The 22297-nt window shown below is 62.1% G+C and carries 17 protein-coding genes; 13 read left to right on the top strand and 4 right to left on the bottom strand.

Features of this window, described 5'->3' with window-relative positions:
• Positions 1 to 107 precede the first annotated feature (107 nt).
• The gene (locus AC3WTM_RS15135) at positions 108 to 1466 is read right to left on the bottom strand and encodes a glutamine synthetase family protein (RefSeq protein ID WP_102669566.1); all 1359 of its coding nucleotides are present in this window, start codon (positions 1464 to 1466) and stop codon (positions 108 to 110) included.
• Positions 1467 to 1628: 162 nt separating this feature from the next.
• On the opposite strand from AC3WTM_RS15135, the gene AC3WTM_RS15130 reads away from it, so the two are divergent.
• Positions 1629 to 2561, top strand: a complete 933-nt coding sequence (locus tag AC3WTM_RS15130; RefSeq protein ID WP_102669567.1) for a helix-turn-helix domain-containing protein — start codon at positions 1629 to 1631, stop codon at positions 2559 to 2561.
• On the opposite strand, the gene AC3WTM_RS15125 is transcribed toward AC3WTM_RS15130, so the two are convergent.
• The 3 genes from AC3WTM_RS15125 to AC3WTM_RS15115 form a co-directional block, all read right to left on the bottom strand.
• Complete coding sequence (locus AC3WTM_RS15125; RefSeq protein ID WP_102669568.1) at positions 2558 to 3154, bottom strand: helix-turn-helix domain-containing protein; 597 nt, start codon at positions 3152 to 3154, stop codon at positions 2558 to 2560. The genes AC3WTM_RS15130 and AC3WTM_RS15125 overlap by 4 nt on opposite strands.
• 178 nt (positions 3155 to 3332) lie before the next feature.
• Positions 3333 to 5294 (bottom strand): oxidoreductase, encoded by a 1962-nt coding sequence (locus tag AC3WTM_RS15120; protein WP_102669569.1) that lies wholly within the window; start codon positions 5292 to 5294, stop codon positions 3333 to 3335.
• A 314-nt stretch (positions 5295 to 5608) separates the two neighbouring features.
• Positions 5609 to 6316, bottom strand: a complete 708-nt coding sequence (locus tag AC3WTM_RS15115; RefSeq protein ID WP_146023692.1) for a hypothetical protein — start codon at positions 6314 to 6316, stop codon at positions 5609 to 5611.
• Between the two features lie 124 nt (positions 6317 to 6440).
• Between AC3WTM_RS15115 and AC3WTM_RS15110 the strand changes: the two genes are divergently transcribed.
• From AC3WTM_RS15110 to AC3WTM_RS15055, 12 genes are all read left to right on the top strand, one after another.
• Complete coding sequence (locus AC3WTM_RS15110) at positions 6441 to 7235, top strand: class II aldolase/adducin family protein (RefSeq protein WP_102669571.1); 795 nt, start codon at positions 6441 to 6443, stop codon at positions 7233 to 7235.
• A 124-nt stretch (positions 7236 to 7359) separates the two neighbouring features.
• The gene (locus tag AC3WTM_RS15105; RefSeq protein ID WP_102669572.1) at positions 7360 to 8007 is read left to right on the top strand and encodes a TetR family transcriptional regulator C-terminal domain-containing protein; all 648 of its coding nucleotides are present in this window, start codon (positions 7360 to 7362) and stop codon (positions 8005 to 8007) included.
• 92 nt (positions 8008 to 8099) lie between these two features.
• Positions 8100 to 8816, top strand: coding sequence for a response regulator (locus AC3WTM_RS15100; protein WP_090455091.1), 717 nt, complete (start codon positions 8100 to 8102; stop codon positions 8814 to 8816).
• 5 nt (positions 8817 to 8821) lie between these two features.
• Positions 8822 to 9595 (top strand): substrate-binding periplasmic protein, encoded by a 774-nt coding sequence (locus AC3WTM_RS15095; protein ID WP_102669573.1) that lies wholly within the window; start codon positions 8822 to 8824, stop codon positions 9593 to 9595.
• Positions 9592 to 11847 carry an ATP-binding protein gene (locus AC3WTM_RS15090; protein ID WP_102669574.1) on the top strand — a complete coding sequence of 752 codons (2256 nt, stop codon included), beginning with the start codon at positions 9592 to 9594 and terminating at the stop codon, positions 11845 to 11847. The genes AC3WTM_RS15095 and AC3WTM_RS15090 overlap by 4 nt, the downstream gene beginning before the upstream one ends.
• A 208-nt stretch (positions 11848 to 12055) precedes the next feature.
• On the top strand, positions 12056 to 13480 hold the full coding sequence (locus AC3WTM_RS15085) for an amino acid permease (protein ID WP_102669575.1): 1425 nt from the start codon (positions 12056 to 12058) through the stop codon (positions 13478 to 13480).
• A 354-nt stretch (positions 13481 to 13834) separates the two neighbouring features.
• Positions 13835 to 14626 (top strand): enoyl-CoA hydratase/isomerase family protein, encoded by a 792-nt coding sequence (locus AC3WTM_RS15080; RefSeq protein ID WP_102669577.1) that lies wholly within the window; start codon positions 13835 to 13837, stop codon positions 14624 to 14626.
• 40 nt (positions 14627 to 14666) lie between these two features.
• Positions 14667 to 15827 carry an acyl-CoA dehydrogenase family protein gene (locus tag AC3WTM_RS15075; RefSeq protein ID WP_102669578.1) on the top strand — a complete coding sequence of 387 codons (1161 nt, stop codon included), beginning with the start codon at positions 14667 to 14669 and terminating at the stop codon, positions 15825 to 15827.
• A gap of 18 nt (positions 15828 to 15845) precedes the next feature.
• Positions 15846 to 17945 carry an acetate--CoA ligase family protein gene (locus tag AC3WTM_RS15070; protein ID WP_102669579.1) on the top strand — a complete coding sequence of 700 codons (2100 nt, stop codon included), beginning with the start codon at positions 15846 to 15848 and terminating at the stop codon, positions 17943 to 17945.
• Positions 17946 to 17955: 10 nt separating this feature from the next.
• A complete protein-coding gene (locus AC3WTM_RS15065; RefSeq protein ID WP_102669672.1) occupies positions 17956 to 19563 on the top strand; it encodes a 5-guanidino-2-oxopentanoate decarboxylase in 1608 nt (535 codons plus the stop codon).
• A gap of 132 nt (positions 19564 to 19695) precedes the next feature.
• Positions 19696 to 20886: a pyridoxal phosphate-dependent aminotransferase gene (locus tag AC3WTM_RS15060; RefSeq protein ID WP_102669580.1), complete on the top strand. Its 1191-nt coding sequence runs from the start codon at positions 19696 to 19698 to the stop codon at positions 20884 to 20886.
• Positions 20879 to 22294, top strand: coding sequence for an aldehyde dehydrogenase family protein (locus AC3WTM_RS15055; protein WP_102669581.1), 1416 nt, complete (start codon positions 20879 to 20881; stop codon positions 22292 to 22294). Before AC3WTM_RS15060 ends, AC3WTM_RS15055 begins: the two co-directional genes overlap by 8 nt.
• The last annotated feature ends 3 nt before the right edge of the window (positions 22295 to 22297 follow it).

The raw sequence follows: 22297 nt of genomic DNA, 5'->3' as shown, positions 1-22297 counted from the left end.
CCCCCTCTCCCCCCCCCCCCCCCCCCCCCCCCCCCCCCCCCCCCCCCCCCCCCCCCCCCCCCCCCCCCCCCACAAGGGATGTGTGATCCCATGCGAGAGCGGGTTTTTTAGACACTGAGCATCAGGAACTCACGCTCCCAGGAGCTGATCACCCGTTTGAAGTTCTCGTGCTCGGCGCGTTTGACCGCGACATAGCCCCGCACGAACTTGCTGCCCAGGTAGCGGCTGATGGTGTCGCATTCTTCCATCTGGGTCAGGGCGTCCTCGATGGTGATCGGCAGGCGCAGGTTGCGACGCTCATAGGCGCGGCCCTGTACCGCAGCGCTCGGCTCGATGCGCTCGATCATGCCCAGGTAACCACACAGCAGGCTGGCGGCGATGGCCAGGTACGGGTTGGCGTCCGCGCCCGGCAGACGGTTCTCGACGCGCATGGCATCCGGGCTTGAAGTCGGTACGCGCAGGCCCACGGTGCGGTTTTCTTCGCCCCACTCGACGTTCACCGGTGCCGAGGTGTCCGGCAGGAAGCGGCGGAACGAGTTGACGTTCGGCGCGAACATCGGCAGCACTTTCGGGATGTACTTCTGCAAGCCGCCAATGTGATGCAGGAACAGCTCGCTCATGTTGCCATCGGCATCGGCGAAGATCGGCTGGCCGGTGGCAATGTCCACCACGCTCTGGTGAATGTGCATGGCGCTGCCTGGCTCGTCGCCGACCGGCTTGGCCATGAAGGTGGCCGCCACGTTGTGCTTGAGTGCCGCTTCACGCATGGTGCGCTTGAACACGGTGATCTGGTCCGCCAGGTCCAGGGCGTTGCCGTGACGGAAGTTGATTTCCATCTGCGCCGGGCCGTCTTCGTGGATCAGCGTGTCGAGGTCCAAACCTTGCAGTTCGCACCAGTCATAGACATCTTCGAACAGCGGGTCGAATTCGTTGGCCGCGTCGATGGAGAATGACTGACGACCGCTTTCAGCGCGCCCCGAACGGCCCATCGGCGCCTTGAGCGGCAGATCCGGGTCTTCGCAGCGCTGGGTCAGGTAGAACTCCATTTCCGGCGCGACAATCGGCCGCCAGCCTTTATCGGTGTACAACTGCAGGACTTTCTTCAGCACATTGCGCGGCGACAGTTCGATCGGGTTGCCGAACTTGTCGAAGGTGTCGTGGATCACGATGGCGGTCGGCTCGATGGCCCATGGCACCACGTAGACGGCGTCGGCGTCCGGCTTGCAGACCATGTCGATATCGGCCGGGTCGAGCAGGTCGTAGTAGATGTCGTCGTCGACAAAGTCCCCGGTTACCGTTTGCAGAAGGACACTTTCCGGCAGGCGCATGCCTCGCTCATGCAGGAACTTGTTGGTCGGTGCAATTTTGCCGCGTGCAATGCCGGTCAGATCGCTGACGACGCACTCGACTTCGGTAATCTTGTGATCTTTCAGCCAAGTGAACAGCTGATCGAAAGGGACATTCATAAAGACCTCGTTATTGGTTTTATTAACGCCAGGAGAGACCGGTTTCATCCGCCGGACACTTCCCCTGTAGCGCGTTGACGACTATCTTGTGCGAGCCTTGCGGTTCCATCTATCCACTTTAAGCAGCACAAAACGCACCAAAAGAGTGCGTAAGGTCGCCCCATGACAGGTTCCAGTTCCCTCCAGGTCCAAGCGTTCAACACCGCCGATGTCGCCGAGCAAATCCGCGCCACTCCAGGCTGGGTGCAGCAGTACCAGCAGATGTCGCCGGGGCACTTCGCGGGTAGGGTGCGTTATCTGGATCTGCAGGGCGTGGAGATTTACGAAGAGTCGATGAACACTCGTGTCGAGCAGAATTTCAGCGCGCCCCAGGGTTCGTTATCGTTCTGTTTCGATCGCGGTGACAACGCGCTGTACGTGTTGAATGGCGAAAGCCGCAACATCTGGATCACCCCGGAGAACTATCAGGAAATCGCCGTGGTGTTCGGGCCGGAGTTTGTAAAGCGCCACAGCCTGGACATCGCCAGGCTTGAAGGGTTGTTCATGGCACCGCTCAACGCCCAGCAGAATGCGCTGTTTTGCCGTTGGCTCAGCGGAACCTTGACGCGGCTGTCGCAGACCTTCGATCCACCGAGCCGCGAAGTGCTGACCCAGCAACTGCTGGAAGATTGCCTGTTCATCCTCGACAACGCGTGCGTCGGCCTCGACCAGGGCGCCTTGCAGCGTCGGGCCGGGGAGCGCTCGATCATGAAACGGGTAGGGGAATGGGCCGCGGACACCCCGGAAGAACATCTCAATCTGCTGGAATTGTCCCAGATCGCGGGGTTTTCACTGCGTCAGTTGCAGCATGCGTTCAAGACCTATACCGGCATGTCGCCGACCCAGTGGCTGCGCCTGCGCCGACTCAACAGTGCCCACCGCGAATTGCTGAGTCGCACGCCGACGCAAACCACCGTGGCTGAAGTGGCGATGCGTTGGTCGTTCTGGCATCTGGGGCGGTTTTCCAGCAGCTATCGTGCGCTGTTCAAGGAGTTGCCGAGCGACACCCTCAAGCGTGCGAGTGTCACGCCGGCCCCTGGTCGCGGCCGACGTTAGAACGTCGGCGGTGTAATCACCCAGATCACCACTGCATCGACATCGCCAGGGTTGCCATAGCGGTGCGGTTCCTGGCTGGAAAAGCTGAAGCTGTCGCCTTCATTGAGCTGGAAATGGCGCTCGCCCACCCACAACTCGAAAATCCCCGAGAGCAAGTAGCCGGCTTCTTCACCGTCGTGGCTGTAGCTTTGCTGGCTGTAGGTGCCGGGCGGGAAACGCGAGTGGAGCATTTCCAGTTGGCGGTTGGCTTGAGGTGTCAGCAACTGGTCGACGATGCCGTCTTCGTAATGCACGTTCAGGCGGCTGTTCTTGCGCACCACGATGCCATCGTCTTCGGGGGCGGTGACCGCTTCACTGGCGAAGAACCACTGGATGGTAACGCCGAGGCTGCGGGCAATGTTGAATAGCGCCGGAATCGACGGGTAGGCGAGGTTGCGTTCCAGCTGGCTGATGTAGCCGGCGGTGAGTTCGCTCTGTTGCGCCAGCTCCGTCAGGGTCATGCCCCGACGCTTGCGCAGGCCGCGAATGCGCGTGCCGAGAAAATGCGGTTCGGCGTTGCCGGGTGCGGGCTGTGTGGTGCTGCTGTTGCTCATGGTCAAATCCGAACCGGGAGGAGTGGCGCAAATCCCTGTAGGAGCGAGCTTGCTCGCGATGGTCGCCAACGATAACGCTGGAAGCCTGACCCCCAACGGTGTTCTCGGGTCCATCGCGAGCAGAGCTCGCTCCTACAGGGTTGGTGTTAGCCGTCTAAGCCCCGGAGTATAAACAGCCTTAAAGCTCCCACGCGACTTTAAGGCCTTCATAAATCGCTTCTTCGGCGGTGCGCGGCGCCAGGCAGTCGCCGATGCGGCGAAACTCCACCAGCCCTTGCAGCTCGGCACCCAGGGTATCCACCGGCTGGTGACCCTGGCACAGCACCAGCGTGTCGATGTTCTCCATCAGCATCGGTTCGCCACTGGCGGTGTGTTGCAGGTAAACCGTGTTGTCATCGCAGCCATACAACCGCGCATATGGTGTGATCGGCACGCCCAGTTTATGCAGCTCGCCGGCCAGTTGATCGCGCACGTACAGCGGCAGGTTTTCCCCGCAATGGGTGCCGTTGACCGCCAGCTGTACCTGGTGCCCGGCGCGAACCAGGCGTTCGGCGATGCCGGGGCCGATCCAGTCGCAGCGCCAGTCGACCACCACCACCGAACGGCCGATCCGTACTTCATCGCGCAATACCTGCCAGGCGTCCACCACCTGCAACTCACCACCGCGCTCGAAGGGCGGCCAGTAGGGCTCGGCACCGGTAGCGACGATCACCATGTCCGGTTTTTCCTGCTCCACCAGTGCCCGGTCGACTCGGGTATTGCGCACTACGCGCACGCCGGCCAGTTCCATTTCCCGCTGCAGGTTGGTGCTGGCACCGCCGAACTCGCTGCGCCGGGGCAGCAATTGCGCGAGCAACACCTGACCGCCCAGTTGCGAATTGGCTTCGTACAACGTCACCTCATGGCCGCGTTGAGCCGCGACGGTGGCGGCTTTCATCCCGGCCGGGCCACCGCCGGCGATCATGATGCGTTTGCGCTGTGGCGCTTGTCGCCGTTCGCCGAAGATCAGTTCGCGTCCGGTTTCCGGGTGCTGGATACAGGAAATCGGCAAGCCCTTGTGGAAGTGGCCGATGCACGCCTGATTGCAGGCAATGCACGCCCGCACGTCTTCGACGCGGCCGGTGTCGGTCTTGTTGGGCATTTGCGGATCGCAGATCAGTGCCCGGGTCATGCCGCACACATCGGCCTGGCCACGAGCCAGGATCAGCTCGGCTTCCTGGGGCTGGTTGATGCGCCCGGTGACGAACAACGGAATGTTCAAACTGGCCTTGAACGTTCCGGCTTCCCTGGCCAGGTACGCCGCTTCGATCGCCATGGGCGGCACGATATGCACCGCGCCGCCAAGGGAAGCCGAGGTGCCGGCGACGATATGCACATAATCAAGCTGCGCTTGCAGTGACTGCACGGCGGCCAGGGATTCGTCCTCGGTCAGGCCTTCCGGGTCGCGCTCGTCGGCGGAAATGCGCAGGCCGATGATGAACTGCTGGTCGGTCGCCGCGCGCACGGCGGCGATGACCTCGCGCAGAAAACGCAAGCGCTGGTCCAGTTCACCGTTGTAGCCATCGGTACGCCGGTTGACCCGCGGATTGATGAACTGTGCCGGCAGGTAACCGTGGCTGGCCACGACCTCGACGCCATCAATGCCTGCCTGATGCAGACGGCGGGCGGCAGCGGCATAACCGGCGACGATCTCGTCGATCATTGCCTGGTCCAGCGCGCGGGGCATCACCCGGAAACGTTCGTTGGGCACCGACGATGCGGAGTAGGCCACCGCCAGCAGGCCATCGCTGGACTCCATGATCTCCCGCCCCGGATGGAACACCTGGGACAACACCAGGGTGCCGTGGGCATGGCAGGTTTGCGCCAGTTTGCGGTAGCCCTCGATGCACGCATCGTCGGTGGCCATCAGCACGTGGGAGGTGTAGCGCGCACTGTCATGCACGCCGGCCACTTGCAGTACGATCAGCCCGGCTCCACCCTCGGCGCGCGCCCGGTGATAGGCGATCAATTGTTCGTTGACCAGGTTGTCGGTGGGCATCGAGGTGTCGTGTCCGCTGGACATGATGCGGTTCTTCAGACGCTTGCCACGGATCTCCAGGGGTTCGAACAGGTGCGCGAAGGCGGGTGTCGAGGTCGTCATGTGGCGGGTACTCCTGACAGGCTACCTCTGTAGGAGCGAGCTTACTCGCGATGGACGTTAACGATAACGCGTGTTGTCTGGATGAACGCGTCGCCCTCAGGTCCATCGCGAGCAAGCTCGCTCCTACAGTGGCATAAGGTTTTCGGTGTTGTTATTTTTATCTATAGAAATTTACCGGCAGTAAAAAATCAACTTATTTTTTTACTTGGTGGGCTTCTGAATTGGCGCTCACGGGCGCAGGCCAGCGGTTACGCTCAAGCGGGGTATTTATACGTGGGTGACTACTCTGTCCCACAGGCTTCGATACAGCCGCGCTAGGGCTTAATAGGCGTGGCCGTAACTGTGCCAAGGCAAGGCTGGATGACATTCTTTAACCCCGCGTTGTTTTGGGGCAATGAGAAGGTCGCTATCAACGGCTTACCGCCCGACTTTGCCGGGGCTAACGAAAGCTTTAGGGGGTGGCCGCGTGATGCATCGCTCGCCCAGTAGGCCAATTCCTCAGGGGGGATGGATGTGTTGATCGCAAAGATTTTACCAACCTGAAAAGCCCCACCGTCAGTCCAAATACCAGATACACGGTGTTCGAAGGCAGTGCGTGTACCCGTAATGACGTGTAATGGCCCATCCGCGGTGGCATCCGGGCCTTCAAATGGATCGCTATCAAAGCCCAGTGGCGACGGAGTGATCTGCAGTGTCAATCCGGCCGTTCGATTCCGCGGGTGACAAATGATTTGCAGGCCGGCATTGACTTGATAATTGCCGTAAGTGCTGTTGCCGTATGTACGCGCAGTCAACAAGGGGCTATCGGCATAGGGTTGCTCAAGCAGCCATACGGGGTGTGCCGGGCGGATGATCAGAATGTCGTTGGTTGACGTGTTAACTGGCTGTGCATGTGCCTCCAATACTGGAAAACAAATGGCGACAAGCGATGCGAAGAAATGGGTTCGAGTCAAGCGAAGGGAGCCAATCATAGAGGTGTTTATCCGCATACTGGATTTTCCAGAATAAGTTGATTCCAGCATCCAGTCGTTTCAATCCATGTAAGCAGGTCTTGCCGGTGAGTGCAGGTAAGCGCCAGCGGCTGGACGTCTCTTTATGCTAAGCCTACTGTCTGGCCCCAGCCAATCAACCTGGAGAACCACAAAAATGATTGAGATCGCGAGCCATTTGACTGCCGCGCTTGAGCGCAGCGCCACCGAGCAGTGCCTGCGTGAGGAACTGGCGGCCTGTTACCGCTTGATTGCGCACTTTCGCATGACCGATTTGATCTTCACTCACATCTCGGTGCGCATTCCGGGGCCAGAGCATCACTTTCTGATCAACCCGTACGGGCTAATGTTCGATGAGATCACCGCGTCCAATCTGGTGAAGATCGACCTTGATGGCCACGCTGTGGAACCGTCGCCGTACCCGGTCAATCCGGCTGGTTTCGTGATTCACAGCGCCATCCACGGCGCCCGTGAAGATGCGCTATGCGTGCTGCACACCCACACCAAATCCGGTTGCGCGGTGGCGGCGTTGAAGTGCGGGCTGTTGCCGGTGAACCAGATTTCCATGGAGTTCTATGGCCGTGTTGCCTACCACGACTACGAGGGCGTGGCGCTGGATTTGAGCGAGCAAGAAAGGTTGGTGGCGGACCTGGGCGACAAATCGGTACTGATGCTGCGCAACCATGGTTTGCTGACTGTTGGCGAGACCGTGAGCCAAGCATTCCTGCGCATGTACTACCTGGAAAAGGCCTGTGAAATCCAGTTGGCCGCCCAGGCCGCCGGTGAGGTTGTACTGCCGTCGGACGAGGTCTGCGCGCATACCGAGCGGCAGTTCAATGATCCGGGGCGGCCGTTGGAGGAGGGTCAGTTGGCTGATCCGGATTCCATGCAACTGGCCTGGGCTGCGTTGTTGAGAATGCTGGATCGAGTGGCGCCAGGTTACCGCGACTGATCCAGATCCTGTGTTGTATGGACTGACGCCCGACTAGAGAAACTGCCCGCTCTTGCTGTACATTCGTTCAGCCCGCCGCTACCCCGCGCGGGCCTAAACGATTGAACCAAGGAGCGTGTCGCCCATGAATCAGGAAGCCCGTTTTTCCCGCATGGAACCGGAGTTGCGCAAAGCCAACCTGATCGAGGCGACGCTGGTGTGCCTCAAGCGTCATGGCTTCCAGGGCGCGTCGATCCGCAAGATTTCCGCCGAGGCCGGGGTCTCGGTGGGGCTGATCAGCCATCACTATTCCGGCAAGGATGAGCTGGTGGCCGAGGCCTACATGGCTATCACCGGGCGAGTCATGACCTTGCTGCGCGACGCCATGGAGCAAGCCGCGCCGAATGCCCGAGAACGCTTGTCGGCATTTTTTCGCGGATCGTTTTCCGCCGAGCTGCTCGATCCGCAACTGATCGATGCGTGGCTGGCGTTCTGGGGCGCAGTGAAAACCGCCGAGGCCATCAACCAGGCCCACGATCATTCCTATGGCGAGTATCGCGGCATCCTGAGCAAGGTGCTGGCGGAACTGGCCCGGGAGGAGGTCTGGGAAAACTTCGACGCCGACCTGGCCGCCATCAGCCTCAGCGCCTTGCTAGACGGCTTGTGGCTGGAGTCCGGGTTGAACCCCGGCACCTTCACCCCGGAGCAGGGCATCCAGATTTGCGAGGCCTGGGTCGATGGTTTGCAGGCCGGCGGACGACAGCGCTTTTGCGTGCAGACGAGCGACTGTTGATCAGTCGTTCAGCAATCGATACTCTCTGGCGCCGACGCAGGAAAACACTCTAATAAGAAACTGGCCTTCGGGCCTGAGCCGGACACCAAGCGATGACTCCTCGGGTATTGATCGTCGATGACGATCCGCTGATTCGCGATCTGCTGCACGCCTACCTGTCCCAGGAAGGCTACGACGTCCATTGCGCCGCCACGGCGGAACTGGCGGAAACCTTCCTGGCCAGCCAGAGCGTCGACCTGGTGATGCTCGACATCCGCCTGCCGGGCAAGGACGGCCTGACCCTGACCCGCGAGCTGCGGGTGCGTTCGGAGGTCGGGATCATCCTGATCACCGGGCGCAACGATGAAATCGATCGCATCGTCGGCCTCGAATGCGGCGCCGATGACTACGTGATCAAACCCCTCAATCCAAGGGAGCTGGTGTCCCGGGCGAAAAACCTGATTCGCCGGGTACGTCATGCGCAAACGCCAGCGCCCGCCATCGCGGCGGCCAAACCGGTCAAGCAGTTTGCCGACTGGGCGCTGGACACCGACCGCCGTCGCCTGATCGATCCGTCCGGCAGCGAAACGCTGCTGACCCACGGCGAATACCAGCTGCTCAGCGTGTTCCTGCGCAACAGCGGCCACACCCTCAGCCGCGATCAATTGATGGACCAGATCCGCAACCGTGAATGGGTGCCCAACGACCGTTCCATCGACGTGCTGGTCGGACGCCTGCGCCGCAAGTTACATGACGATCCGGCCGAACCGCAGTTGATCATCACCATTCACGGCGCCGGTTACCTGTTTACTGCCAGCGTGGCGGCCTGAACCTGATGACACGATGGCTTTGCCTGCTGGCGATACTGGTGGCCGGCCATGCCGTCGCGGCGGATAAGGTTCGCTATTGCGATTACCCGGTGTACCCGCCGATCTCCTGGAGTGATGGCAAGCAGGTGCGCGGCCTGGCGCCCAGCGTGGTGAAGCACTTGTTCGGTCAACTGGGATATGAAGTCGAGATGGTCGTGCTGGGTAACTGGAAACGCTGCCTGCTGGACGCTGCCGAAGGCCGGGTCGATGTGGTACTGGCCTACAGCTCCGCGCAACGGGAGCAGAGCATGATGTTCTCGACGGTGCCGGTATTGCGTGAAGAAGTGGCGTTGTTCGTCAACCGCCAGCATCCGGTGAAATTCGAACAACTGGACGACCTGGCCGGTTACCGTGGCGGCCTGCTGTTCGGTGAGAGCTACGGCGTGGAGTTCGATCGCATGGTCGCGCGCAACAACAATATCGAATGGGTTTCCGACAGCCACCAGAACTTCGGCAAGCTGATTCGCGGGCGCATCGATTTCATCACCCAGGAGCGGCGCACCGGCCAGCTGTACGTGGAAAACCTGCCCGGCGGCCAGGACATCGTCGCCTTGCCCAAGGCATTGAGCGTGGATTACCTGCGGGTTGCCGTGTCGCGGCGCTCGCCCTTGGCCACTCGCATGCCCGAGATCAATGCGCAGTTGCAGCGCATGGTCGATGCCGGTGACATCGAGCGCTGGCTCAACGAAAGCGAAGTGACCTACCGTGACATGATCAACCTGCCGGCGGATGCACAATGATTCGCGCCCGTCCCGGTGGACTGCTGCGACGCCTGTTGCTGTTCATTCTGTTGTTCAGCCTGTGCTTCACCGTGCTGGCCAGCAGTGTGCAACTGTACATCGAGTATCGACGGGAAATGCGCGACATCGATTCGCGCATGGAACTGATCCGCGCCGGGTACCTGGCCAGCCTGGAACGCAGCCTCTGGGACTTGAACCAGGAGCAGTTGAATGTCCAGTTGCGCGGGCTGGTGGACTTCTCCGACGTCGCGCGGGTGCACTTGATCAGCGCCGATTTCGACCTGGTACAGGGCAATCCGAACCCTGCGGGACCGCTGCGCATCGAGCGCTTTGCCCTGGACTATCAGCCGCCATCCGGCCCTTTGCGCAACTTGGGTGAACTGGAAGTCAGCACTGATCTGGGGGCGGTGTACCAGCGTCTCTACGCCTCCGGTTTGACCAGCCTATTGTGGATGGCAGTGTTTCTCTGCGGTCTGGCCGTTGCCTTGTCGGGCTTGTTTTATCGACTGGTGACCCGGCACCTGAAAGTCATGGCCGAGTTTGCCCGGCGTATCGCTGCGGGTGAGTGGCAGGAACCCTTGCACCTGGACAAGCGCCGCGGCAGTGACGAAATCGACACCGTGGCCCATGCGCTGGACGACATGCGCCGGGCAATCCTGCGGGATATCGAGCGCCGGGAAACCGATCGGCTGGCCTTGCAGGACAACCGTGACGAATTGCTGAAAATGGTCGAGCGCCGCACCGCGAGCCTGATGCGCGCCAAGGACGAAGCGGAAGCGGCCAACCTTGCCAAGTCGCGATTCCTGGCGACCATGAGCCACGAACTGCGCACACCGCTCAATGGCATTCTCGGCATGGCCGAATTGCTACGCGGTGCTCGGCTGGATGCCCAGGACAGCAAACGCCTGGATGCCTTGCACAAGGCCGGCGAAGGCTTGCTGACAATCCTCAACGAAGTGCTGTATTTCGCCAAGCTGGAGGAGGGCGTCAGCCATCCTGAACCGGTGGATTTCTCGCTGCGCCAGTTGCTCGACGAGGTACTGACTCTGTTGGAACCGCGAGCGCTGAACAACGACACGATCCTCAGTTGCCGCGTCGATCAGCGGATTGCCGAGCATTACCACGGCGCCGAGCAGTTCCTGCGCCAAGTGCTGAGCAACCTGCTGGCCAACGCGATCAAGTTCACCGAAGGCGGCGAAGTCAGCGTCGAGGTGGGGCTTCTCAGCGAAACTGGCGAACAGTTGGGACAGCGGCTGCGGGTCTGTGTCACGGATGACGGCATCGGCATTGCCCCGCAGATGCAGGAAAAGATCTTCGAGCGCTTTACCCAGGCCAGCGAAGAAGTCGCGCAACGTTTTGGGGGTACGGGGTTGGGGTTGGCGATCTGCAAACACCTGGTGGAGCAGATGGGGGGCTGCATCGGCGTGGACAGTGAAGAGGGGCGCGGCAGTTGCTTCTGGTTCGAGTTGTCATTGCAGCCGGCCAGCGGCATGGCTGAGGCCCCTGCAGTTCGGGCGGCGGGGCCGGCACTGAACATCCTGGTGGTCGAAGACGTGGCGCTCAACCGCGAAGTGGTCCAGGGCTTGCTGCAACGAGACGGCCACCGGGTGTGGCTCGCCGAAGAAGCGCATCAGGCGTTGCAACACTGCGCGGCGCAGGTGTTCGACCTGATCCTGCTGGACGTACATCTGCCAGACATTAGTGGTGTCGAGTTATGCCGCCAGATCCGCCACAGCGACGGGCCGAACCGCCATACCCGCATTTTCGCCCTGACCGCCAGCGTGCAACCGGCACTGGTGCGCGGTTATCTGGAGGCCGGCATGGACGGTGTCCTGGCCAAGCCCTTGAACCTGGAAAACCTGCGCCAGGTGCTGGAAGGGCATGTGCCTGTGGTCGAATCGCTGCTCAGCGATGACACCATGGACTGGCCGCTGTTACAGACCCATCGCAGCCTGCTCGGTGCGCAAAAGGTTCAGGGTCTGCTGGCGGTTCTGCGTGACTCGATCCTGCAGCACCGCGACGCGCTGAATGAAGCCATGGCCGCCGATGACTGCACAGAGGTCGCGCAACTGGCTCACCGCCTGGCCGGTAGCTGCGATTCCCTTGGTTTTCGGGGTTTGGCCAGCACGTTAAGGGCGCTGGAGACCTTGGCGCTGGCAAACGATGAATCGGCTATCCGCCGCATGAGCCTCACGCTTGATGAGCATTTGCAGCATTCGCTCGATACCCTCAAAGGCCTGTTGCAGAGCTGACGTACAAGTTTGTTACGACTTTGTACAACTTCGATCTTTACGGTCAACGCGAACTTACATGGCTTTCCAATAATCGACGCAACCGCCGCAGCGCGGTCTTCGAAGCTTATTGGAGATAATAATAATGAATTGCCGTAAAGCTGATCCCTCCCTGCGCCGTGACGTCCTGTCGCGCGCTGCGCACCTCTATGACTGCTGAGGTGCCGACATGAACGAAAACACTGATCGCAGCACCGATCGTAAAGGCATCCAGCTGACCCGGGCTCTCAAGAGCCGGCACATCTTCATGCTGTCCCTGGGCGGCGTCATCGGCACCGGGTTGTTCATGGGCTCTGGCGTGACCATCAACCAGGGCGGCCCGGTGGGGGCGATCCTGGCTTACCTGGTCGCGGGCTTCCTGATGTACCTGGTGATGGTCTGCCTGGGTGAGCTGTCGGTGCAGATGCCGGTGTCCGGTTCGTTCCAGACCCACGCCACAAAATACATCGGCCCGGCCACCGGGTTCATGATCGGCTGGGTGTACTGGATGAGCTGGGCCACCACCGTGGGTCTGGAGTTCACCGCCGCCGGCATGCTGATGACCCGTTGGTTCCCGCAGGTGCCAATCTGGTACTGGTCGGCGCTGTTCGTGGTGGTGCTGTTCGGTATCAATGCCATGGCGACCCGCGCCTTTGGTGAAGCCGAATACTGGTTTTCGGGGATCAAGGTGGCGGCGATTCTCGGTTTCATCGTGGTCGGTGTTCTGGTGATCTTCGGCGTGATGCCCCTGAGCAGCGGCGCACCGGCGCCGATGGCGACCAACCTGATCGGCGATTCGTTGTTCCCCAACGGCCTGTCAGCCGTGTTCGCGGTGATGATGACCGTGGTCTACGCGTTCCAGGGTTGCGAGATCATGGGCGTGGCTGCCGGTGAAACCGATCAGCCGGAAAAAAGCATTCCCCGCGCCGTGCGCAACGTGGTGTTCCGCGTGCTGATCTTCTACGTGCTGGCGATCATCGTGCTGTCGGCCATCGTGCCGTGGCAGCAGGCCGGCCTGATGGAAAGCCCGTTTGTGCAGGTGTTCGACATGGTCGGCATTCCCTATGCGGCCGACCTGATGAACTTCGTGATCCTTACCGCGATCCTGTCGGTGGGCAACTCCGGCCTCTATGCCTCGACGCGCATCCTGTGGGCGATGTCGAAAACCGGTATGGCGCCGAAAAGCCTCTCGCCATTGAGCAAACGTGGGGTGCCGCTGCGTGCCTTGAGCATTACCTTGTGCTTCGCGCTGGTGTCGCTGATGACCAGCTTCGTCGCCGCCGATACCTTGTTCATGGTGTTGATGGCCGTGAGCGGCATGTCCGGCACCGTGACCTGGATTGTCATTGCTCTGGCGCAGTACAAGTTCCGCAAGGCGTACTTGCGTGACGGCGGCAAACTCAGCGACCTGAAGTACCGCGCACCGTGGTTCCCGGTATTGCCGCTGATGTGCATCACGTTGTGCTGCTCGCTGTTCGTGTTCCTGGCCCTGGATGAAACCCAGCGTCCGTCGCTGTATTGGGGTTTTGGATTCATTGCGCTGTGCTATGGCGCGTACTTCCTGATTCATCGCAAGCGCGGGGCGGTGCTGGCGCCGAGCTTGCCGACTGCATAACACCTCCAGATAACCACTTCCCCTTGTGGGAGCGAGCTTGCTCGCGATGGCGGCACTAGGTTCAACATCACTGTTGACTGGTCTACCGCTATCGCGAGCAAGCTCGCTCCCACAGGGGTTTGCGGTGTTCGGTAAATTTGCGACCTGCCTCCTGTCGCCAGTTGTTCGAAGTTGTAACAGTACCAATGGCTCACGCTCGCCAATCAGAAAATAACTCAATAAAAACAATTATTTAAGTGTCTATTGAGCTTGTTACAGCCCATTTCCTTCCCAATTGCCGCCTTACTGAACACTCGTTTAGTATGGCCTCAAGTCGCATCACCTCAGACCAAACACAATAATTCGAGGATTCCCATGACCACTCAATCGTCGCTGCTCAGTCAGGTCGAAGCAGGCGTTGCCTGGATCACCCTCAATCGCACGGCCCAGCGCAATGCGCTGGACATTCCGACGCTGAAAAACCTGCACGGCTTGCTCGACGGTTTCAACGCCGATCCAGCGGTGCGCGTGGTGGTGCTCACCGGTAGCGGCCGCAGTTTCTGCGCCGGCGCGGACCTTGATGAATGGGCCGATGCCGAAGCCCGGGGGGCGTTGGAAACCTACGGCTGGACCGAAACCGCCCACGCCTTGATGACCCGCCTGCACAGCCTGGAAAAACCGACCATCGCCGCCATCAACGGCACCGCCGTCGGCGCCGGGATGGACCTGACCCTGTGCTGCGACCTGCGCATCGCCGGGCAATCGGCACGCTTCAAGGCCGGCTACACCAGCATGGCGTACTCGCCGGACGCCGGCGCCAGTTGGCACTTGCCGCGCCTGATCGGCAGCGAACAGGCCAAGCGTCTGCTGTTCCTGGACGAATTGTGGGGCGCCGACCGTGCCCTGGCCGCCGGGCTGGTTGGCGAAGTGTGCGCCGACGAGCAACTGCTAACGGTTACCAGCGAACTGGCCGCACGCCTGGCCGCCGGCCCGACCTTTGCCTTCGCCCAGACGAAGAAACTCATGCGTGAAGGCGCCGAACGCAGCCTGGCCGAACAACTGCAAGCCGAACTCGCCGCCGGCCTGCTCTGCGGTCGCAGCGAAGACGGCAACGAAGCCCTGCGCGCCGCCATGGAAAAACGCCCGGCACGCTTCATCGGTCGTTGATTCCTCTCCATCTCCCAGAACACGAACAACAGGTAGCACCATGAATTTCCAACTGACCCAAGAACAAGAAATGTTGGTGGACTCGGTACGCAGCTTCGTCGAGAAGGAACTGCTGCCCTATGAAGAACAAGTCGACCGCGCCGACGAGGTTTCCCCGGAACTGGCAGCGCAGATTCGCGGCAAGGCGATTGCCGCCGGGTTCTACGCCTTCAACATGCCGGAAGAAGTGGGCGGTGGTGGCCTGGATTACCTGTCCCAGGCGCTGATCGAGCGTGAGCTGTCCAAGGTCTCCTGGGCGTTGCACGTGTTCGTCGCGCGGCCGTCGAAAATCCTCATGGCCTGTAAGGGCGAGCAGATCAACGACTACCTGCTGCCGTGCATCCAGGGCGAAAAAATCGACTGCTTCGCCTTGACCGAGCCGGGTGCCGGCTCCGATGCCAATGCGATCAAGACCCGCGCCGTGCGTGAAGGCGACGACTTCATTCTCAACGGCAGCAAGCACTTCATCAGCCACGCCGGCCATGCCGATTTCGCCATCGTCTTCGCCGTGACCGACACCTACGAGCACAACGGCAAGAAGCGCAACGCCGTGACTTCGTTCCTGGTCGACCGCAACACCCCGGGCATGACCATCCGCCGTGGGCCGAAGTGCGTGAGCAACCGTGGTTATCACACCTTCGAAATGTTCTTCGACGACTGCCGCGTACCGGCCAGCAAAGTGCTGGGCGAAGTCGGCAAGGGTTGGGACGTGGCCAACGCCTGGCTGACCGCCGGGCGCGTGATGGTCGCGGCCAACTGCGTCGGCCAGGCCCAGCGCGCACTGGACCTGTCCTTGCAATGGGCGGCGGACCGCAAGCAATTCGGTCAGCCGATTGGCACCTACCAGGGCGTGTCGTTCAAATTGGCCGACATGGCCACGCAAATCCGCGCCGCCGAACTCCTGACCCTGCATACCGCCTGGAAAATGGACCAGGGCACCATGACCGATGGCGAGGCCGGCATGGCCAAGCTGTTCGCCAGTGAAGTGCTCGGCCGTACCGCCGATGAAGCGGTGCAGATCTTCGGTGGCATGGGCCTGATGGACGAAGGTCCGGTGGAGCGCATCTGGCGTAACGCGCGGATCGAACGGATCTGGGAAGGCACTTCGGAAATCCAGCGCCACATCATTTCCCGCGAGCTGCTGCGGCCGCTGCTGCGCTGATCGGCCCGGAGAACTCCCATGTCCCACACCATTCGTGACAACCTCAAACGCATGCTCGCGCCGCAACACGTGGCGTTCGTCGGCGGCCGCAGCATGGCCCGCGCCCTCAAGCGCTGTGCCGAGGGTGGCTACCAAGGGCAAATGTGGCTGGTCAATCCGCAGCACGACAGCCTCGAAGGCGTTCCTTGCGTGCGCAGCGTTGCCGAGCTGCCTTGCGGCCCGGACGCGGTATTTATTGCGACCAACCGTGAGTTGACCCTGACTTGCGTGGCCGAACTGGCCGCCATCGGCGCAGGCGGCGCGATCTGCTACGCCTCCGGCTTCGCCGAGACCGGTGCCGAAGGCCAGGCCCTGCAACAGCAACTGCTCAAGGCCGCTGGCGACATGGCCTTGCTCGGCCCCAACTGCTACGGCCTGCTCGACTACCTGCACAGCTCCGCTCTGTGGCCGGTGGCCCATGGCGGCAAAGCGGTGGAGAAGGGCGTGGCAGTGCTGACCCAGAGCGGCAACTTCGCCTACAACCTGTCCATGAGCGACCGCTCGCTGCCGGTGGCCTACATGGCCTCGGTGGGCAATCAGGCGCAACTGGGCGTGGCTGAACTGATGGACGTGTTGCTCGACGAACCTCGGGTCACCGCCATTGGCCTGCACCTCGAAGGCCTGAAGAACGTGCCGGGTTTCGCCCGTGCCGCGCGCAAGGCGCTGGAGAAGGGCATCCCGATCATCGCCCTGAAAACCGGTGTGTCGCAGATCGGCGCCGAGCTGGCTTTGAGTCACACCAGTTCGCTGTCCGGCTCCGATGCGCTGTATGACGCGCTGTTCGACCGTCTCGGGGTGATTCGCGTCAGCGGCCCGGTGAGTTTTGTCGAAACCCTCAAAGCCGCGGCCTGCGGCAATCTGCCGGCGGGCAACAGCCTGATTGCGCTGGCCTGTTCCGGTGGCGACGCCGGGCTGATTGCCGACTACGCCGAACGCAACGACCTGAGCCTGCCGAAACTCGACCAAGGGCAGGTCGGCGAACTCGCGCAAGTGCTGCCGACCTACGCCAACCTGGTCAACCCGCTGGATTTCACCACGGCGATCTGGGGCGACGGCGAAGCCTTGAACCGCATGCTCGACAGTGCGCTGCGCACCGAAGCCGACGCGGCGATGCTGGTACTCGACTATCCGTCGGAGTTCACCGGCGAGCGCAAGGAATGCGACCTGCTTCTGGAGTTGTACTGCGCGGCACTGCAACGTCACGGCAAGACCGGCTTCGTCACCTCGGCCTTCCCCGAGTTGCTGCCGGCCCATGCCCGTGAACGTCTGCACACCCAAGGCGTCGCAGCCTTGCAGGGCGTTGAAGACGGGTTGGCCGCGTGGGGCCGCATCGCCGGTTATCAGCGCAATCGCCATGCCTTGCTGGCGCTGGGGGAATCGGCGCTGGTGCCGTTGTGCCCGCAGGCGCTGGAAGGCGAGGGACGCTTGCTCAATGAATGGGATTCCAAACAGGCGTTAAAAGCCTTTGGCCTGCCGACGCCCAACGGCGTATTGAGCACGCCGGACAAGGCCCTGAAGGACGCAGAAACCCTGGGCTATCCGCTGGTACTCAAAGCGGTCAGCGCTCAACTGCCACACAAGACCGAGGCCGGTGCCGTGGCGCTGAACCTCAAGGATGGCGCGGCATTGAGCGCTGCACTGGAGAAGATGCGCACCAGCATTGCCGCTTACGCCCCGGGCGTCGTGTTCGATCAGCTGTTGCTCGAACCCATGGCCAAGCCGCCACTGGCTGAGCTGATTGTCGGCATCAAGCGCGAAAACGATTTCGGCCTCGCCCTGGTGATCGGTGCCGGCGGCATTCTGGTGGAGTTGCTCAAGGACAGTCGCAGTCTGTTGCTGCCGACTACCGACGGCGCGATCCGCAATGCCTTGCTCAGTCTGCGCAGCGCACCGCTACTGCAAGGTTTCCGTGGTCGTGAGTCCGCAGATCTCGACGCCCTGGTGGCTGCGATTCGCGCCGTGGCCGATTACGCCTGCGAAAACGCCGCGCAGTTGCTGGAACTCGATGTGAACCCATTGTTGGTCGGTGCCCAAGGCACGACTGCGGTCGATGCGTTGATTCGCTTCGGCCACGAGTGAGGACATGAACATGCAAAGCAAAACATTGACCGGTGGCCAGGCCCTGGTGCGCCTGTTGGCCAACTACGGCGTCGATACCGTGTTCGGCATTCCCGGCGTACACACCCTGGAGCTGTATCGCGGCTTGCCCGGCAGTGGCATCCGCCATGTGCTGACTCGTCATGAGCAGGGCGCCAGTTTCATGGCCGACGGCTACGCCCGGGTCAGCGGCAAACCCGGTGTGTGCTTTGTCATCACCGGTCCCGGCGTGACCAACGCCGCCACCGGCATCGGCCAGGCCTACGCCGACTCGATTCCGATGCTGGTGATTTCCAGCGTCAACCACAGCGCCAGCCTGGGCAAGGGCTGGGGCAGCCTGCACGAGTGCCAGGACCAGCGCGCAATGACCGCGCCGATCACCGCGTTCTCCGCGGTGGCATTGACCGCCGAAGACCTGCCGGAACTGATCGCCCGTGCCTACGCGGTGTTCGACAGCGAGCGCCCGCGCCCGGTGCACATCTCGGTGCCGCTGGATGTGCTGTCGGCGCCGATTGCCCGTGACTGGAGCAATGAGGTGGTGCGTCGTCCGGGGCGTGGCCCGGCGTCGACCACCACAATTGATCAAGCCGTGGCCAAACTCAACGCTGCCAAGCGACCAATGATCATTGCCGGTGGTGGCGCCTTGAATGCCATCTCTGAGCTGCAAGAAATCAGCACCCGACTGGCCGCGCCACTGTTCACCAGCGTCGCCGGTAAAGGCCTGCTGCCGCCGGACGCGCCGCTCAACGCCGGCTCATCCCTGTGTGTGGAGGCGGGCTGGAACCTGATCGCCGAGGCCGACGTGGTGCTGGCGGTCGGCACCGAAATGGCCGACACCGACTTCTGGCGCGAACGCCTGCCACTCAATGGCGAACTGCTGCGAGTGGACATCGACCCACGCAAATTCAACGACTTCTACCCCTGCGCGGTGGCGTTGCATGGCGATGCACAACAAACCCTCAGTGGCTTGCTTGAGCGCCTGCAAACCGACGTGCGCGAGGCCAGCGCTGCGATTGCCTCGGTCGCCGCACTGCGTGAAGCGGTCAAGGCCAGCCATGGCCCGTTGCAGTCAATCCATCAGGCGATTCTGGATCGCATTGCGGCGGAGCTGCCGGACAACGCCTTCATCAGCACCGACATGACCCAACTGGCTTACACCGGCAACTATGCCTTCGACAGCCTCGCCATTCGCAGTTGGTTGCACCCGACCGGCTACGGCACCTTGGGATATGGCCTGCCGGCCGGGATCGGCGCCAAATTCGGTGCGCCGCAACGGCCTGGGCTGGTGCTGGTGGGCGACGGTGGTTTCCTCTACACCGCCCAGGAACTGGCCACTGCCGTGGAAGAACTGGACAGCCCGCTGGTGGTGTTGCTGTGGAACAACGACGCGCTGGGGCAGATCCGCGACGACATGCTCGGCCTGGACATCGAGCCCATCGGCGTATTGCCGCGCAACCCGGATTTTGCCGCCCTCGCTCGTGCGTTCGGCTGCACCGTGACCCAGCCGCAGAACCTCGCGGAACTGCAAACCGACCTGCGCCATGGCTTCACTCGCAACGGCGTCACCCTGATTGAGCTCAAGCATGCTTGCGTTCGCTGAGTTCACTGTAGGAGCGAGCACGCTCGCGATGGACGTCAACGATTACGCGCGCTGTCTGAATGACCGGGTTGCCCTAACGTTTTTCGCGAGCATGCTCGCTCCTACAGGGATCATGTTTATAGGAGGAAGGCCATGCGCTTTTCCGATCTGACTCAACGTATCGCCGGTGACGGCGCCGCCGCGTGGGACATTCACTACCGCGCCCTTGCACTGCGCGAGCAAGGCGAAGACATTCTGCTGTTGTCCGTGGGCGACCCGGATTTCGACACGCCGCAGCCCATCGTGCAGGGTGCCATCGATAGCCTGCTGAACGGCAACACGCACTATGCCGAGGTGCGCGGCAAGCGTGCCCTGCGCGAGGCCATTGCCAGGCGTCATCAACAACGCAGCGGCCAAAGCGTTTCGGCCGATCAGGTCACCGTACTGGCCGGGGCGCAATGTGCGCTGTTCAGCGTGGCCCAATGCGTACTCAATCCCGGTGACGAAGTGATCGTCGCCGAGCCCATGTACGTCACCTACGAAGCGGTATTCGGTGCTTGCGGTGCCGTGGTGGTGCCGGTGCCCGTACGCTCGGAAAACGGCTTTCGCGTGTTGCCCGAAGATGTCGCCGCGCGCATCACTCCGCGCACCCGGGCACTGGCACTGAACAGCCCGCACAACCCGTCGGGCGCGAGCCTGCCGCGCAGCACCTGGGCCGCCTTGGCTGAATTGTGCATCGGCCACGACCTGTGGCTGATTTCCGATGAGGTCTACAGCGAACTGCTGTTCGAAGGCGAACACGTCAGCCCGGCGAGCCTGCCGGGCATGGCCGAGCGCACCGCGACCCTCAACAGCCTGTCGAAATCCCACGCCATGACCGGTTGGCGCGTCGGCTGGGTGGTGGCGCCGCCATCTTTGGCCGCGCACCTGGAAAACCTCGCGTTGTGCATGCTCTACGGCTCGCCGGATTTTATTCAGGACGCCGCCGTGGTGGCCCTGGAAAGCGACCTGCCGGAACTCGAAGCCATGCGCGAAGCCTATCGCCAGCGTCGCGATCTGGTGTGCGACAGCCTGGCCGATTGCCCCGGCGTGCGGGCGTTGAAACCCGATGGCGGGATGTTCGTGATGCTCGACATCCGCCAGACCGGGCTCAGCGCCCAGGCGTTTGCCGACCGTCTGCTGGATCGCCACGGCGTGTCGGTCCTGGCGGGCGAGGCCTTTGGTCCGAGCGCGGCGGGGCACATTCGCCTCGGTCTGGTGGTCGGTGCCGAACCGCTGCGCGATGCCTGCCAGCGCATTGCCCGTTGTGCCCAGGAATTGATGGAGGCCCAGGTTCATGCTTAATCACAAGACACTGTTCATTGATGGCCGCTGGCAAACCCCGTCGGGGCGGGGCATCGCCGAGGTGATCAACCCGGCCACCGAGGAAGTCTGCGGCAGCGTTCCGCTGGGTGATGAACTCGATGTTGAAAACGCCGTGGCGTCGGCTCGCCGGGCCTTCGCTTCATGGTCGCGCACGCCGTCCAGCGTGCGTGCCGGTTATATCCGTGCACTGGCCGATCAACTGCGCAATCGTGCCGATGAGATGGCCGCGGTCATCACTACGGAACTGGGCATGCCGGTGCAATGGTGCCGCTCGGTGCAGGTCGACGGGCCGATCACTGGCCTTGAGCAGTACGTCGAACTGGCGCATCTCATGGACGAGGTGCGCGAAGTCGGCAACTCGCTGGTGATTCGCGAAGCGGTGGGCGTCTGCGCGTTCATCAATCCGTGGAATTACCCGCTGCACCAGTTGATCGGCAAACTCGCCCCGGCACTGGCCGCCGGTTGCACGGTGGTGGTCAAGCCGAGTCAGGAAACCCCGCTGCATGCCTTCCTGCTGGCGCAGATGATCGAGGACATCGGCCTGCCTGCCGGGGTGTTCAACCTGGTCAGCGGTCCGGGCTCGAAAGTCGGCGAAGCGCTGGCCAAACACCCGGACGTGGACATGGTGTCGTTTACCGGCTCCACCGGTGCCGGGGTGCGGGTCGCGCAAGCAGCGGCACCTTCAGTCAAACGCGTGTGCCTGGAACTGGGCGGCAAGTCGCCGTTGCTGATCGCCGAGGATGCCGACCTGGCAGCGGCGGTGCGCTACGGCGTGCAGGACGTGATGATCAACTCCGGCCAGACCTGCACCGCGCTGACCCGCATGCTGCTGCCGGCCAGCCGCTACGCCGAGGCCGTGGAACTGGCGCTGGCGGAAACGTTGAGCCTGCGCATGGGCGATCCCCTCGACCCGCAAAGCTTCCTCGGCCCGATGTGCTCGGCCGGGCAAAAACGCACCGTGCTCGATTACATCAAGGTCGGCCAACAGGAAGGCGCACGACTGCTGTGCGGCGGTGACACGCCATCGACGTTCGAGCGCGGCTTCTATGTCAGCCCGACGCTGTTCGCCGATGTCGACAACCGCATGCGCATTGCCCAGGAAGAAATCTTCGGCCCGGTGCTGTGCCTGATTCCCTACGCCGATGAGGCGCAAGCGATCCAGATCGCCAACGACTCGCCGTTCGGCCTGTCCAGCGGCGTCTGGGCCGGCAGTGCCGAGCGTGCCTTGCAACTGGGGCGTCAGCTGCGCGCCGGTCAGTGCTTTCTCAACGGTGCGGCGTTCAATTATCAGGCGCCGTTCGGTGGCTACAAACAGTCGGGTAACGGTCGCGAATGGGGTGAGGAGGGGCTGAACGAATTCGTCGAAGTGAAGGCGATCCAGGTGTGACGG

The sequence above is a fragment of the Pseudomonas sp. EU05-FHT14B02 genome (assembly GCF_058791055.1).
This window is presented reverse-complemented; position numbering and strand designations above follow the sequence as displayed.

What these genes read in the sequence shown, in the direction of transcription:
- AC3WTM_RS15105 (WP_102669572.1), top strand. Translation starts at nt 7,360, where the DNA reads ATGAATCAGGAAGCCCGTTTTTCCCGCATGGAACCGGAGTTGCGCAAA.
- AC3WTM_RS15070 (WP_102669579.1), top strand. Translation starts at nt 15,846, where the DNA reads ATGTCCCACACCATTCGTGACAACCTCAAACGCATGCTCGCGCCGCAA.
- AC3WTM_RS15060 (WP_102669580.1), top strand. Translation starts at nt 19,696, where the DNA reads ATGCGCTTTTCCGATCTGACTCAACGTATCGCCGGTGACGGCGCCGCC.
- AC3WTM_RS15065 (WP_102669672.1), top strand. Translation starts at nt 17,956, where the DNA reads ATGCAAAGCAAAACATTGACCGGTGGCCAGGCCCTGGTGCGCCTGTTG.
- AC3WTM_RS15095 (WP_102669573.1), top strand. Translation starts at nt 8,822, where the DNA reads ATGACACGATGGCTTTGCCTGCTGGCGATACTGGTGGCCGGCCATGCC.
- AC3WTM_RS15090 (WP_102669574.1), top strand. Translation starts at nt 9,592, where the DNA reads ATGATTCGCGCCCGTCCCGGTGGACTGCTGCGACGCCTGTTGCTGTTC.
- AC3WTM_RS15100 (WP_090455091.1), top strand. Translation starts at nt 8,100, where the DNA reads ATGACTCCTCGGGTATTGATCGTCGATGACGATCCGCTGATTCGCGAT.
- AC3WTM_RS15135 (WP_102669566.1), bottom strand. Translation starts at nt 1,466, where the DNA reads ATGAATGTCCCTTTCGATCAGCTGTTCACTTGGCTGAAAGATCACAAG.
- AC3WTM_RS15130 (WP_102669567.1), top strand. Translation starts at nt 1,629, where the DNA reads ATGACAGGTTCCAGTTCCCTCCAGGTCCAAGCGTTCAACACCGCCGAT.
- AC3WTM_RS15055 (WP_102669581.1), top strand. Translation starts at nt 20,879, where the DNA reads ATGCTTAATCACAAGACACTGTTCATTGATGGCCGCTGGCAAACCCCG.
- AC3WTM_RS15115 (WP_146023692.1), bottom strand. Translation starts at nt 6,316, where the DNA reads ATGCTGGAATCAACTTATTCTGGAAAATCCAGTATGCGGATAAACACC.
- AC3WTM_RS15110 (WP_102669571.1), top strand. Translation starts at nt 6,441, where the DNA reads ATGATTGAGATCGCGAGCCATTTGACTGCCGCGCTTGAGCGCAGCGCC.
- AC3WTM_RS15120 (WP_102669569.1), bottom strand. Translation starts at nt 5,294, where the DNA reads ATGACGACCTCGACACCCGCCTTCGCGCACCTGTTCGAACCCCTGGAG.
- AC3WTM_RS15085 (WP_102669575.1), top strand. Translation starts at nt 12,056, where the DNA reads ATGAACGAAAACACTGATCGCAGCACCGATCGTAAAGGCATCCAGCTG.
- AC3WTM_RS15080 (WP_102669577.1), top strand. Translation starts at nt 13,835, where the DNA reads ATGACCACTCAATCGTCGCTGCTCAGTCAGGTCGAAGCAGGCGTTGCC.
- AC3WTM_RS15125 (WP_102669568.1), bottom strand. Translation starts at nt 3,154, where the DNA reads ATGAGCAACAGCAGCACCACACAGCCCGCACCCGGCAACGCCGAACCG.
- AC3WTM_RS15075 (WP_102669578.1), top strand. Translation starts at nt 14,667, where the DNA reads ATGAATTTCCAACTGACCCAAGAACAAGAAATGTTGGTGGACTCGGTA.